The 13,563-nt window shown below is 68.6% G+C and carries 12 protein-coding genes; 6 read left to right on the top strand and 6 right to left on the bottom strand.

Features of this window, described 5'->3' with window-relative positions:
• Positions 1–71 precede the first annotated feature (71 nt).
• Genes GNX95_RS32900 through GNX95_RS32890 form a run of 3 tightly spaced genes read right to left on the bottom strand, consistent with a single transcriptional unit; the run spans position 72 to position 2,563 of the window.
• Positions 72–461, bottom strand: coding sequence for a phage holin family protein (locus GNX95_RS32900; protein WP_163511552.1), 390 nt, complete (start codon positions 459–461; stop codon positions 72–74).
• A 25-nt stretch (positions 462–486) separates the two neighbouring features.
• Entirely contained in the window at positions 487–807 is a 321-nt protein-coding gene (locus GNX95_RS32895; protein ID WP_163511551.1) for a DUF2530 domain-containing protein, read from the bottom strand.
• Between the two features lie 10 nt (positions 808–817).
• Entirely contained in the window at positions 818–2,563 is a 1,746-nt protein-coding gene (locus tag GNX95_RS32890; protein WP_163511550.1) for a hypothetical protein, read from the bottom strand.
• A 105-nt stretch (positions 2,564–2,668) separates the two neighbouring features.
• On the opposite strand from GNX95_RS32890, the gene GNX95_RS32885 reads away from it, so the two are divergent.
• Complete coding sequence (locus GNX95_RS32885; RefSeq protein ID WP_163511549.1) at positions 2,669–4,261, top strand: glycosyltransferase family protein; 1,593 nt, start codon at positions 2,669–2,671, stop codon at positions 4,259–4,261.
• 231 nt (positions 4,262–4,492) lie between these two features.
• Here the strand turns inward: GNX95_RS32885 and GNX95_RS32880 are convergent, their stop codons facing one another.
• Entirely contained in the window at positions 4,493–6,178 is a 1,686-nt protein-coding gene (locus GNX95_RS32880) for an ArnT family glycosyltransferase (protein ID WP_163511548.1), read from the bottom strand.
• A gap of 98 nt (positions 6,179–6,276) precedes the next feature.
• A complete protein-coding gene (locus tag GNX95_RS43920) occupies positions 6,277–6,744 on the bottom strand; it encodes a hypothetical protein (RefSeq protein ID WP_163511547.1) in 468 nt (155 codons plus the stop codon).
• 191 nt (positions 6,745–6,935) lie between these two features.
• Between GNX95_RS43920 and GNX95_RS32870 the strand changes: the two genes are divergently transcribed.
• The 5 genes from GNX95_RS32870 to GNX95_RS32850 all read left to right on the top strand — a co-directional run bounded on the left by GNX95_RS32870 (position 6,936) and on the right by GNX95_RS32850 (position 12,878).
• Positions 6,936–8,420 carry an NCS2 family permease gene (locus GNX95_RS32870; protein ID WP_163511546.1) on the top strand — a complete coding sequence of 495 codons (1,485 nt, stop codon included), beginning with the start codon at positions 6,936–6,938 and terminating at the stop codon, positions 8,418–8,420.
• A gap of 154 nt (positions 8,421–8,574) precedes the next feature.
• On the top strand, positions 8,575–10,008 hold the full coding sequence (locus GNX95_RS32865; protein ID WP_163511545.1) for an MFS transporter: 1,434 nt from the start codon (positions 8,575–8,577) through the stop codon (positions 10,006–10,008).
• 50 nt (positions 10,009–10,058) lie between these two features.
• Positions 10,059–10,481, top strand: coding sequence for a hypothetical protein (locus GNX95_RS32860; RefSeq protein WP_163511544.1), 423 nt, complete (start codon positions 10,059–10,061; stop codon positions 10,479–10,481).
• Positions 10,482–10,551: 70 nt separating this feature from the next.
• Complete coding sequence (thpR, locus tag GNX95_RS32855; RefSeq protein ID WP_163511543.1) at positions 10,552–11,202, top strand: RNA 2',3'-cyclic phosphodiesterase; 651 nt, start codon at positions 10,552–10,554, stop codon at positions 11,200–11,202.
• On the top strand, positions 11,199–12,878 hold the full coding sequence (locus GNX95_RS32850) for an ABC transporter substrate-binding protein (protein WP_163511542.1): 1,680 nt from the start codon (positions 11,199–11,201) through the stop codon (positions 12,876–12,878). Before thpR ends, GNX95_RS32850 begins: the two co-directional genes overlap by 4 nt.
• 4 nt (positions 12,879–12,882) lie before the next feature.
• Here GNX95_RS32850 and GNX95_RS32845 read toward each other — a convergent pair whose 3' ends face one another.
• Entirely contained in the window at positions 12,883–13,443 is a 561-nt protein-coding gene (locus GNX95_RS32845; RefSeq protein WP_163511541.1) for a Uma2 family endonuclease, read from the bottom strand.
• Positions 13,444–13,563: the final 120 nt, after the last annotated feature.

Below are 13,563 nucleotides of genomic sequence, written 5' to 3'. Positions count from 1 at the left end.
CGGAATACCGTTCGGCTGGAGCCGCGTTGCGCCTATCGCCGCGAGGCGACCCAGCCGCACCGGCCCTGGTCCTAGTGCGTGTCGCCCTTGTCGATGCTGTCCGGGATGACCAGGTGCAGGACCCAGCTGACGACCGCCACGATGACGGCGCCGAGCAGGGCGGTCCAGAAGCCGGTCACGGTGAACGGCAGGTGCAGCAGGCCGGCCAGCCAGCCGACCAGCAGGAACAGCAGCGCGTTCACGACCAGCGCGATCAGGCCTAACGTCAGCACATAGAAGGCGCAGCCGAGCGTCTTGATCACCGGCTTGATGACGGCGTTCACGACGCCGAAGATGATCGCCACCACCAGCAGCGTGCCGATGTTGGCCCAGATGTTGCTCCCGCTCAGCTCGATGCCGGGCAGGATCGTGGTCGCCCACAGCGCGATGGCGGTGACGACGATCTTGGCGAGGATCCTCATGGGCCCTGATGCTGCCACGAGCCGGTCAGCGCTGCAGTTCCCGGTCGGCCTCGCCGTCCTCCCGCGCCGCGGCGGTGTCGCGGGCGGCGGCGCGTACGCCGAGCCGCTTGCGCCGCCGCCAGCACAGCGCCAACCCGACCAGGCCGATCCCGAGGCCCCACAGGCACGTCCACAGCCACGCGCCGTGACCGTTGGCGGTCAGCCACGGCAGGAAGACGACCACCGCCGCCGACGCGACGACCCAGCCGCCGATGCCGATGGCGACCACCTTCACCGCGTCCACGGCGAGCGGCTCGGGGGTGGGCCGAGCCGGATAGGTGGCCCGCTCGGCGGGCTCGCGCGGCATAACCTGAAGGCTACCTCGGCGCGATCTGGTAAAGGATCGACGGACCCATCACCCGTTTGGTCACCGGCAACCCGGCCACCGGCCGGCCCGGCACACCCGCGTACGGCGTGCCGGCCAGCCGCCGCAGGTCGACGACGACCGACCGGATGCCGGCCGACTGCAGGTCGCGTACGGACGCCGCGTCCGGAAACTTCTGCATCAGCGCGCGCGTGACGTTCACCGCCTGCGGCGTCTGGCCGCCGTAACCGTTGCGCATCGGCAGAAAACGATCGGTCGACCAGAGCAGCGCGGTGGTGTCGGTCTGCGACCCGCTCGGCAACACCAGCGTCGGACCCTGCGCGGCCGCGTACGCCGGCGGCGCGTACGTCACCGGCGTCGTGACCGTGTGCGATCGGCCCTCCGCCAGCGCGACCAGGCACACCAGCGCCGCCGCCACGACGACCCACGGCCGCCGCCGCTCGCCGAGCCCGGCCTGCGCCAGGTCCATCAGCCGGCTCAGCGCGCCGGCCGCCAGCACCGCGGCGATGATCGCGGCGAAGATGATCAGCCGTCCGGGCGTCCGCGAGTAGTTGCCGCCAGGCACATAGTCGACCAGCACCATGTACGTGAACCTGCCGTCGGCGATCCGCGTACCCATGGTGAAGACCACGGTGACGATCAGCGCCGCCGCCAGCATGATCCGGGCGCGTACGGACCAGCGGCTGACGACCAGGCCGATCGCCGCCAGGATCACGATCATCACGCCCGGAAACAGCCACATCTCCTCGGAGCCGTAGACCTGGTCGCGGAAGTGTGCGGTCGGCCGGGCCCAGAGCGTGGAGTTGGGCGGAGCGGCCAAGAACGACTGCACGGTCGGCGAGTAGATGGTCAGCTCGCGCAACCGGGTCGCGAGGCCGTCCGGATAGAGCTTGGTGGCCTGCAGGTACGGCCAGGCCATCAGCGCCGCGACGACCGCGAAGGCGGCGCCGCCGGCCAGGTTGGCCACCACCAGCCGGCGCGGCACCGCCGGGCGCCCGGCGACCAGCCAGAAGACCACCGTCAGCACGCACAGGATGGCCAGGATCCAGGCCATCGGCATCGCGATCGTCCAGCCGATCGTGGTCTGCCAGGCGGCCATCAGCCAGCCGATCACGATCCACTTCGGCCGTACGAGGGCCGGCTGGTAACCCTTGGTGAAGCTGAAACCGTGACCGCGGACCAGCGCGGCGACCGCGAACAGCGCCGCCTCGATGGACAGTACGTGCAGGTGCGAGCCCTGCGCGACGCGCCACGGAGCCCAGGTGACGACGACGGCGACGAAAGCGGCGGCCGGCAGCCGCGCACCGAGCTGGCGCGCCAGTGCGTACCCGCCGACCGCGCACAGCGCCGGCACCAGGATGTAGAGCACGTTGTGCCGTACGACCGCCGCCACCGGTCCGCTGCCGATCAACGAGAGCGGCAGATAGCCGAGCAGCGAGTCGCTGAGCGCGAGCGTGTCGGGGAACGGATAGAACTGGTTGGCGTCGAAGACGTTGCCGGTGAAGACGCCGTGCGCGGTCCAGGCCATCGACCAGGACAGCAGCGTCGGGTCGTTGGGGTGGGCCGGCAGCCGGCTGCCGAGGAACAACACCAGCGGCCACGTCCAGGCGATGCTGACGACGGTCGCCACGATGCCGACGACGGTCAGCTCGGTGGCGGCCCGCGAACGCGTGACGGCGGTGCGAAGGAAGGAGTGGCGCCGCGCTCTCGGTAGCATCACGGACGCAGTCGCGGTCATGGCCGCCGATGTTAGCCGGGTGGCCGCCACGGGCCGGCACCTGGTCGCCGGCCGTACATCTGTCGTTGTCGCTGGAAGCAGGGCTGAAAGTGAGGTAGCCAGGCAATGGTCGCCGGTTCGGTCAGGACGGCATCGTCCGAGCCGCCGGAGCAGACGCGCCGGCCCCGGGCCGCGAGCCTGCGTTGGCTGGCGATCGCCGCGTGGGTCGCGGCCGGCGTGCTGTTCCTGCCGGCGGTCGTCCAGACGCTGCAGCGGCGGTGGGCCGGCGACGCGTTCCTGCACGCGGCGGTGATACGCGACATCGCCGCCAACCCGCTGCATCCGCACGAGCCGATCATCGGCGGCCCGCAGGAAAGCCCGTACATCACGCCGGTCAGCCTGGTGATCGGCTGGCTGGTGCGGCTGGTCGGTGGCAGCGGCTATGACGGTCTGACGATGTGGGCCGTGCTCAACACCGTGCTGCTGGTGGCCGGGTTCGTGTTGCTGTGCCGCGCGATCACCAGGCAGCCGCTGGCCGCGCCGCTCGCGCTGATCTTCACGATGCTGCTGTGGGGGTCGCGCACCTGGATTTTCAGTGGCGTGCTGGCGATGAACTCGCTCGGTTTCGTGCTGCCCTATCCAAGTACGACCGGCCTCGCGCTGCTTTTGTTGCACTGGGCCGTGTTCCTGCATTTCCTGCGTAAGCGGAGCTGGTGGCTGCTCGGTCTGCTCGTCGTCATCACCGTCATGATCGCCACGGTGCACGCGTTCAGTGCCGCCTGCGACGCGATCGGCTTGCTGCTGATCCTGTTGCAGCATCGGAAAAAGCTCGACTGGAAGGTCGCCGGTCTGTTGGCCGGTGGCGTTGTGGTCGCCGGTGTGCTCACGCTGCTTTGGCCGTATTATTCGGTTTTGAAGCTCAGCAACGCCGGGCCGGCGTACTCGCTGGTGCACCAGCAGTTGTACGTGGCGACGGTGAGCCGCGGCTGGCTGATCCTGCTGTGCGCGCCGCTGCTGGCGCGGCGCTGGTGGCGTGACCGGCTTGACCCTTTCGCGCTGGGTTTCCTGGTGGCGGTGGCGATCTACCTGGCTGGCGGGCTCACCGGACAGTTCGCGTTTGGCCGGATCATCACGCTGGTCGCCGTGTGTGCTCATGTCGGCGCGGCGCTGGAGATCGCCGACTGGCTCGCCGTGTCGGGTTTTCCGTTGCCTGGCCGGCTGCTGCCGGTGCCGGTCGCCGGGGTCGCCATGGCGGTGCTGACGTTCGGCTGCTGCATCGGCTTCGCCGGCTCCGGCGACGGACTCGTGCAGGCCGTGTCGCGCGGCAAACTGCCCGGCTTCGTCCGGCAGGGCGCGCAGCGCGTACCGGACGTGTCGCAGTTTGGCTATCTGGACCGCGCTTTCGGCGAAGGCGACGTGGTGCTCGCCAGCCAGTGGCGGATCGCCGTACCAGCGCTGGCGAACGGCGCCATCCTCGTCGTGTCGCCATACCCCGACGCGTTCACTCCTGACGACGCCGTACGCCGGGCCGCCGTCGCGCGCTTCTTCTCCGCGTCGGCCTCAGCCGCGCAGCGGTCGGCGGTGATCGCGAAATACCACGTGAAGTGGGTCCTGTGGGGGACTGTCGACGGCCCGCCGCCAGCCGCCCTCGGCGCGCCGGCCGGCACTGGCCCGGACAAGTCCAGGCTCTACCGCGTATCCGCCGAGACCTTCCACTGAGCCACGAACTACCCGCTACGGCGAGAAACTGTCATACCCACCTGCCAATCTGGGCCCCCACCCAGATCGGGCGGGGGGTGGGTTCGCGTGGCTACTTACCCAAGTTCGAAATTGATCTTGGCCGCGGCGCGGCCGCGGCCAGTGCGCGTAGGGAGTCCTTGCGTGCGGCCGGATTGGCCGCAGTGCCACCCTGCGTGCATTCGCCCGCCGCCGCCAGCGTGCGGGAGACCCTCAGCGGGGCGGAGGGAACGGGAACGGCGGCCGCATCGGCTTGAGGCAGGTCAGCCCCCGCGTCGCCGCCGCCAGCGCCGGGTCGCGTACGTCCGGCCCCTGCCGGTTGACGACCCGGTAAGCGTCCAGCCGGCCGTGCGCGAGGTGCAGTGACGCGGCGACCGGCCCGAAGGCGCCGAGCACCTTCTCCAGCCGTGCGTACGGCGTGACGTTGTTGCCGAAGCTGGTGATCATCCAGATCCGCGACGCCGCCGCGACCAGCGGCCGGATCTCCGCGCCGCCGCAGGCCGGCCCCGGCTCCTGCAGCAACACATAGCTGGTCGGCGCCGGCAGGCCGACGCGCTTGCCGTAATAACGGAAGGCGACCTCGTCGGTCGGACTGGCCAGCAGCACGTCGCCGGGCCGCAGTTGCTGCTTGAGGTAGACGAACAGCTGCCGGGTCTGCGTCCACGTACGCAACGAGTCGGCGCTCTGCTCGCGATAGTAGCCGGCCACCTGACCCTCGACCCGCCACACCGCCGGCGCGGCCAGTACGAGCGCGAGCAGGCAGGCGACGACCGGCCACGGCGACCACTGGCGGCGCAGCAGCCGGGCGACCGCCGCGCGCGGCACGTCGGTAAAGCCGAAGAGCAGCACCGCGGCCACCGGCACGGCATACATCGACAGCCGGTCGGCCATCGGATAGATCCGCAGGCCGGCGAGTACGAAGCCGATCGCGACCGGCGCGATCAGCAACGCCGCGTCCCACCGCCGCCGGATGACGAGTACGACCGCGCCGACCAGGACCAGCGACGCGAGCCAGGCCGCGCCGGGCGTCAACGCCGTGCCGCCGAAGGTGAACAGCGCGGTCGCCAGCCACCCCAGCCGGCCACCGATGCCAGCACCGGGGAAAGAACGCGCGAAGTACGCGTAAAGAAAGTCGTTGCCGGCGGTCGACCGCAGCGAGAAGACGTAGACGAACGCGACCATCGCCAGCCACGGAATGGCGCCGGCGCTGAAAAGCAGGCCGGCGCGGATCGCCGGGCGCCAGCCACCGGCTCGCAGCAACCGCTCGACACCGAGCACGAGCGCGAGCGCCGCGGCGCAGAAAACCGCCGGATAGCTGAAAAAAGAGGTGACGGTGGCGACGATCCAGAAGGTCATCGCACGTCGCCGCGCGGCCAGCGCCGAGAGCACCAGCGCCACCGAGCACACCATGTCCAGCGCGTACGGCTTCGCGTCGTACGCGTAGTAGGCGACGTAGTAGTTGGTCGCCACGAACAGGATCGTGAGCAGCGCGCCGAGCGGCGGCAGCATCCGCCGTGCCAGGAAGGCGGTCAGGGTGAGCGCGCCGGCCGTCGCGATCACCGACGGGAAACGCAGCACGATCTCGGTGTTGCCAAACAGGTCGACGCCGAGTTTTTCCAGCCACAGCCAGCCGATCGGCGCCGACTGCAGATAGTCCAGCGGCGGATGCAGTTGCGCGTACGACCGCTCGATGATGCTGACGACGACGTTGATCTCGTCGTATCGCAGCGAAGCGTTGTAGAGGACAGAGGAATACGCCTGTGCCGTCACAAGCGCGATGGCGACGGCCGCGACGATCCAGTACGCGAGGTTCAGCCACCGGTGCAGGCGCGCGAGAAGGCGCTCGGCCGCTGGTTCCTCGGACACCTCGGCCACGCTGTCGGCCTCCGCCACCACCATGCGGCAGACCCTAACAACCACGACGAGGGTGACGTTTTGCCGGCCGGTACGCGATCGTACGCCGTCAAAACGTCACCCTCGGTGTGGTCTACCGGTGGTTAGCGGTTGTCGCCGCCGTACTCGCCACCGCCGCCATAGCCGCCGCCGGAGCCGCCGGAGTCACGGTCGGAGTCGCCGCCATAGCCGCCACCCGAGTCGTTGCCACCGCCATAGCCGCCGCCGGAGTCACCGCCGCGATCATTGTCGCCGCCGTAACCTCCGCCGGAGTCGCCTCCGCCGAAGCCTCCGCCGTCGCCGCCACGGTCACCGCCGCGATCGTTGTCTCCGCCGCCGTAGCCGCCGCCGGAGTCGCCGCGATCGTCGCCGCCGCCGAAACCACCGGAGCCGCCGCGATCGTCACCGCCTCCGAAGCCACCGGAGTCACCGCCGCGGTCGTCTCCGCCGCCGTAGCCCCCGCCGGAGTCACGGTCGGAGCCACCGCCGTAGCCGCCGGAGTCCGCTCCGGAGCCGCCGCCGTTGCCGCCGTACCCTCCCTGTTCACCATCACGTTCGTCGTTGTACGACATGTCGTACCCCCTCCGATTGGTGTCGGTAGGCCGCAGGCTATTTGTGACAGCGTGTCTCCGCCACTTGAGGCACCCTCCGGTTCGATCAAGACCGGCGAGTCGCGGAGCACGGCGTGTCCGGCCGGCGTCGTCGTCGCGGCGCGGCGCGGATCTGGCAGGCTGCTTCAGGCCACCGATCTCGAGGAGCCGGCATGACAGCCAGGACAGGTAAGGCCGGACGCGGATTTCTCGCGCCGCTGGACCGTTATTTCGCCGTCACCGCGCGTGGATCCAGCTGGCTGCAGGAAATACGCGGCGGAATCGTCACGTTTTTCACCATGTCCTACATTGTCGTGCTCAACCCGTTGATCATCGGTACGGTCACCGACGCCGACAAGAAGTTCATCGGCGGCGTCGCCTCACCGGCCGACGCGATCCCGTTGGTCGCCGCCGCGACCGCGCTGGTCGCCGGCATCGTCACGCTCGCCATGGGAGTGATCGGAAAATACCCGTTCGCGGTCGCCACCGGTCTGGGCCTCAACGCCTTCGTGGCCTTCGGGATCGCGGCGGAGATGACCTGGGCCGACGCCATGGGGCTGGTGGTCATCGAAGGCCTGATCATCGTCGTCATGGTGCTGGTCGGTCTGCGGCGCGCCATTTTCAACGCGTTGCCAGCTGATCTGAAGACCGCGATCGCTGTCGGCATCGGACTTTTCATCGCACTGATCGGATTCGTCGATGCCGGTTTCGTGCGCAAGTCGGCCGGCGGTACGCCGATCGAGCTCGGCGCCGGCGGCCATCTCAACGGCTGGCCGACGCTGGTTTTCGTGGTCGGCCTGATCCTGACCGCCGTCCTGGTCGCGCGCAAGGTCAAGGGCGGAATCCTGATCGGCATCGCGGTGAGCACGGTGCTGGCGATCGTCGTCGAGGCGGTCGCCAAGGTCGGTCCGGCGAGTACGGCCGGCAAGGTCACCAACCCGACCGGCTGGCAGCTGGTCGTACCGGAGCTGCCGGACCGCCTCCTGCAGATCCCCAACCTGTCGCTGGTCGGCCAGTTCAACCTGCTCGGCTCCTGGTCGCGGGTCGGCGTGGTCACCGCGCTGCTGTTCGTTTTCACCTTGGCGCTCAGCGATTTCTTCGACTCGATGGGGACGATCGTCGGCATCAGCAAGGAGGGAAACCTGCTCGACGCCAAGGGCGACCTGCCCGGCTTCGACCGCGTACTGCTGGTCGACGCCGCGGCGGCCGCCGCCGGCGGTGTCGGCAGCGTCTCCAGCACGACCGTCTACGTCGAGTCGGCCGCCGGTGTCGGCGAGGGCGCGCGCACCGGGTTCGCCAACGTGGTCACCGGATTGTTGTTCCTGGTGGCCATGTTTCTCACGCCGCTGGTGGCGATCGTGCCGTTCGAGGCGGCGACGCCGGCGCTGGTCGTCGTCGGTTTTCTGATGATGACTCAGATCCGCGACATCAACTGGTCGGATTACGGCGTCGCCATCCCGGCTTTCCTTACCGTGGTGCTGATGCCGTTCACCTACAGCATCACCGTCGGCATCGGCGCCGGCCTGATCTCGTACGCGGTGATCCGCGCCGCGCAGGGCCGCGCTCGCGAGGTGCATCCGCTCATGTGGGTCGTCGCGGCGCTGTTCGTGGTCTATTTCGCCATCACGCCGATCGAGAAGCTTCTCGGAATTGGCTGAGTTTTCCTAGGTTTCTGGCCCGCAATGGCCACCGTGTCCTAGCTCACGTGTGTCGGAAAAGTCACTCGGCCGATTGTTGAGCTAGGCTAATTATCATGCCGACTTCCTCCGAGACATCGTGAATAGCAAGGGACGATTACACGCACTCGGGGACATGACCCGTTCGTTACGGGTACGCAACTACAGATTGTTCGTGTCGGGCCAGATCGTCTCGCTCACCGGCTCGTGGATGCAGACCACCGCGCAGGACTGGCTGGTGCTGCAGCTGACCCACAATTCGGCCACCGCGATCGGCCTGGTCACCGCGCTGCAGTTCGCGCCGATGATGTTGCTGATGCTCTACGGCGGGCTGATCGCCGACCGCTTCGACAAGCGCAAGATGCTCATGGTCACCCAGACCGTCATCGGGTTTTTGGCTCTGGGTATGGGAGTTCTGGTGGTCAGCGGCCACGCGCAGGTGTGGCACGTGTTCGTCTTCGCGGCCGCGCTGGGGACCGCGCAGGCCTTCGACAATCCCGGCCGGCAGGCGTTCGTGACCGAGCTGGTCGGCAACGACCTGCTGCCCAACGCGGTCTCGCTGAATTCGGCCACCTTCAACACCGCGCGCATTCTCGGTCCGGCGGTCGGCGGCCTGGTGATCGCCGCGGTCGGCGTCGGTCCGGCGTTCCTGCTCAACTCGCTGACCTACATCGCCGTGCTCGCCTCGCTTTTCCGGATGGATCCAGCGAAGTTGCACCGCACCAAGCGGTTGTCGCGCGCCGGCGGCCAGCTGCGCGAGGCGTTCGGATACGTGCGCTCGCGGCCCGACCTGCTGATGGTGTTCGCGCTGATGGCCGTGGTCGGCACGCTCGGGATGAACTTCAACTTCACCATTCCGCTGCTGGCGCGCGCCGATTTCGGCGTCGGCGCGGCGAGTTTCGGCCTGCTGTCGACCTGTTTCGCCGCCGGTGCGCTGTGCGGCGCGTTGGTCGGCAGCCGCCGGCGCGTACGTCCACCAGCCTCGGCGCTGCTGGCCTTCGCCGCGATATTCGGAATTCTGGAGATCACCGTCGCCGCGGCGCCGTGGTTCTGGATCGCCGGCCTCGTGCTCGTACCGACCGGTGGATTCCTGATCGCCTGCAACACCGCCGCAAACGCGCGTGTCCAGCTCGGCGCGGCACCGCATCTGCGCGGCCGCGTGATGGCGCTCTACATGGTGCTGTTCTTCGGTGGCACGCCGCTGGGCGCGATCGTCATCGGCGCCATCTGTCAGTGGTGGGGCGTACGCGCCGGCTTCGTCGTCGGTGGCGTGTCGGTGTTGCTTGCCGCCGGCGTACTCGCCGCGATGCGCGCTTACCGGCACGGCACCCGCGTGCAGTGGGAATCCGGCCGGCTGCCACGGGTCCGGCTGGTGACCGACGGCTCGCGCAGCATCGCTCCTGGACGCAGCGCCGACGACCTGGAGACGGCCAGCCGCGCCGAGGGCCCGCTGGAGGCGGTGCCCGGTGTCAAACCGGCGCCGGCGCCCGGCTCGCACTCGCGGGTGATCGCGCGCTCCAAGCAACCGGAGCCTGACTCCGTATCCGCAGGTCAGACCAAGGATTCCTGAGCCGTATATTGCCTTGTTCCGGTCGGCGGACAGGAATACCGTTGGAGAGCATGAACGGCCTCCTGGTAGCGGCCGACCTTGTCCTGCTTCTCGTGACGTGTACGGTGCCCGCGTTGTTGGTACGCATGTTCCTCGACATCGGCCAGGTCGGCGCCTGGTTCGGTGAGCACTGGCGGCTGTGGCGGCACGGCCCGCAGCCGGTCTCGCCACCGCTGGAGTGCACGGCTGCGACTCTGCGCCGGTTGCGGGGGATGCTTGAGGATCCACGGCACCTGTCCGCCGCGCGTTATCACGGCATCCAGCTGGCGTACGACCGGACGCTCTCGGACGCCTGCGCGACGCTCGGCATCGACGAGGAGCTGTGCGCCGTGCACGGCTTCGCGCACTCGGTCGAGCGCATCCGGGTGGAGGCCGAGCTGGAGCGCGCCGGCCTGGTGCTCGCCCTCCCCACCCCCCGCCACCACCCCTGCTGACGTCTTCGGTCGCATGGCCACCATGCGTGCGTCCAACGCACGCATGGTGGCCATGCGACCATCGAGTTTCATGACGCGGATGTTCGTGGCGGTGACGCCGGCGACGGCGGCGCTCGACGGGTTGGCGGCGCGCTGGGACATCGCTCGGCGGCGGCTGCGGTCCGGACGGCCGACGCCGGTCGACGGCTGGCACGTGACGCTGGAGTTCCTCGGCCAGGTCGACGACCAGCGCCAGCCGGTCGTACGCGCGTGCCTCGCCGCGGTCGCCGAGCGCGCGGCTCCGGCGCGGCTGCGGATCGCCGGCGCTGGCACCTTCGGCAGCGGGCCGCGCAAGATCGTGTGGGCCGGTCTGGCCGGCCAGACCGACCGGCTCACCAGCCTCGCGACGGCCGTCCGGCAGGCCACCGGCGACGCGCTCGGCGTCGAGCCGGACACCAGGCCCTACAACGGCCACCTCACGCTCGCCCGGGACGTACGCGACGCACGGCCGGCGCTGGATCTCCTACGCGGCTATCGCGGTCCATCGTGGACGGTCGACGAGCTCCAGCTTTTCTCCAGCGAACTCGGCGCCGGCGACCGGGGTTCGTCGCACTACACCGTGCTCGCGAGCTGGCCGTTGACCGGTCGCGGTGAAGATCACGATTCCGCGAATGCGGACCACGCCGGCGACCGGGACCGCTACGGTCGGGGGAAACCGGACGACAAGGGGCAGGCATCGTGAGCTGGCAGAAAACGGCGCGTATTCTCGCCGCCGGACTTGTCGCCACCTCGATGGCCGCCGCGTGTACGGCTGGCGGCACCAGCAGCTCGATCGCGCTGCCGGGACAGCGCGGCGGCACACTGCACCTGCTCGGCCAGGCCGATTTCGAGCACTACGACCCGGCCCGGATCTACGTGACGCCGGAAGAACATCTGGCTGTCCTCTACGCTCCGACGCTCACCTCGTACGTGAACGCCGCCGGCGTCGACGGCACGAAGATCGGTGCGGACGCGGCCACCGACACCGGCCGTCCGAACGCCGATTTCACCCAGTGGAGCTTCACCGTACGGAAAAACCTGACATGGCAGGATGGCCGGCCGGTCACCTGCGCGGATTTCAAGTATGGCGTGGAACGCTCGTTCGCCGCCGAGCTGACCGACGGGCCGCTCTACCAGAAGCAGTATCTGCAGGGCGGTGACACCTACAAAGGCGCATACCAGCAGCCGGCCGGCCTGCCGTCGGTGAGCTGCGCCGGCGACACGATCACCTACAAGTTGCGCCAGCCGGTGCCGGAGTTCAACTACGCGGTGACGCTCGGCATTTTCGCGGCCGTACGCAAGGACAAGGACACCAAGCAGCAATACGACCAGATGCCGTTCTCGTATGGTCCGTACAAGTTCCAGCAGCACGTCGCCGACAAGCGTGTGGTGCTGGTGCGCAACCAGTTCTGGGACCAGAGCCAGGACAGGATAAGGAAAAACCTGCCGGACCGGATCGACTTCGAGCTCGGCCTGGACGCGTCGGTGATCGTCGACCGGCTGATCGCCGACCGCGACGACGACCAGCGCGCGATCCCGTTCGGCAACACGCAGCTGACCGTGCAGCAGGCGCCGCAGGTTTTCGGCAGCGACGACCTGAAAAAGCGGGTCGTCAGCGGCTACGACGGTTTCGTCTACTACATCGCGATCAACACCGCCAAGGTCAAGGACCTCAAATGCCGGCAGGCGTACGAATACGCGATGAACAAACAGACTTATCTCACCGGGCTCGGCGGCACGCGGTTCGGTGCGTACGCGACCACGATGGTCACGCCCGCGCTGGCCGCCTATCGCAGGATCGACCCGTACGGCTCGCTGACCAAACCGCAGGGTGACGCGGCGAAAGCGAAGCAGCTGATCGCGCAGTCGCCGACCTGTCCGAAGAGCATTACGTTCGACTACATCAAAACGCCGTCCGGCGACCGTACGGCCGCGGCGGTGAAGGAGAGTTTTTCCGCTGTCGGCGTCAATGTGAAGCCCAACCCGATCGCCCGCAACCAGTATTACGCGACCGTCGGCAAGCCGACCGTGGAAAACGAGCTCGTCTACGCGAGTTGGTCGCCGGACTGGCCGTCGGCGTCGACGGTGATCCCGCCGCTGTTCGACGGCGGCCAGATCGTACCCTCCGGCAACCAGAACCTGGCCCAGCTCAACGACAAGTCCGTCAACGACGCGATCGCCGCTGCCGCCAAGATCAGGGATCCGGCCGCCGCGCAGGCCGCCTGGGCCAAGATCGACGAGCAGGTGCAGGGGCTGGCCGCCACGATCCCGTTGCGCTATGCCAAAGCCGTCTATCTGGTCGGCTCGAAGGTGACCGGCGCGCGGCTGCACTCGCAGTACAGCGACATCAGCCTGCTCAACGTCGGCGTCCTGCCCTAGCCTGCTAGTCGTCCTCGTCGAGGAGGGCATTGATGTCGATCACCAGGTCGAACGGCACCGACGTGATGAGCTGACCGGTCGGCGCGGGGCCTTCGACGTAGCCGTCGGTGCCGAGGTGGAAGACGGTGATCGACGGCGCCGGCGGGTCGAGGTCGACGACCCAGTAGTGCGGGATGCCGGCATCGGCGTACTCCTCGACCTTGCGGCCGAGATCGATCTTCCGCGACCCCGGCGAGATGATCTCGACGGCCAGTACGACGTCCGCGGCCTTGACGCGCTTCGGAGTGCCGCGACGCCTGACGACGATATCCGGCTGGCGGACGGTCGCCAGCATGCCGGCGTCGATGATCACGTCGAGCGCCTGGCGCGTTTTCCATTCGGCCGGAGCCTGGTTGCTCAGCTGTTCGGTGAGCTGGTAGCTCGCATGCTGGTGAGGGTCGGCCGGACTCGGCGACATCACGAGGGTGCCTTCCTGCAACTCGGTGCGACGGAACTCCTCGCCATCGAGCGCGAAATACTCCTCGAGAGTCATCCGCTGCCCGGGGTGGTGAGCGGGCCATGCCATGGCTTTCAGCTCCTTCACGGACCCGGACAGTCTGTCAATTTTGCCGCATACGCCGCAGAATTCATCCACAAGTATGCCTCATCCGTCGTCCACAGGGTCGTGACCTGGCTGTTCGTACGC

The sequence above is a fragment of the Fodinicola acaciae genome, assembly GCF_010993745.1.
GTDB lineage: Bacteria > Actinomycetota > Actinomycetes > Mycobacteriales > HKI-0501 > Fodinicola > Fodinicola acaciae.
This window is presented reverse-complemented; position numbering and strand designations above follow the sequence as displayed.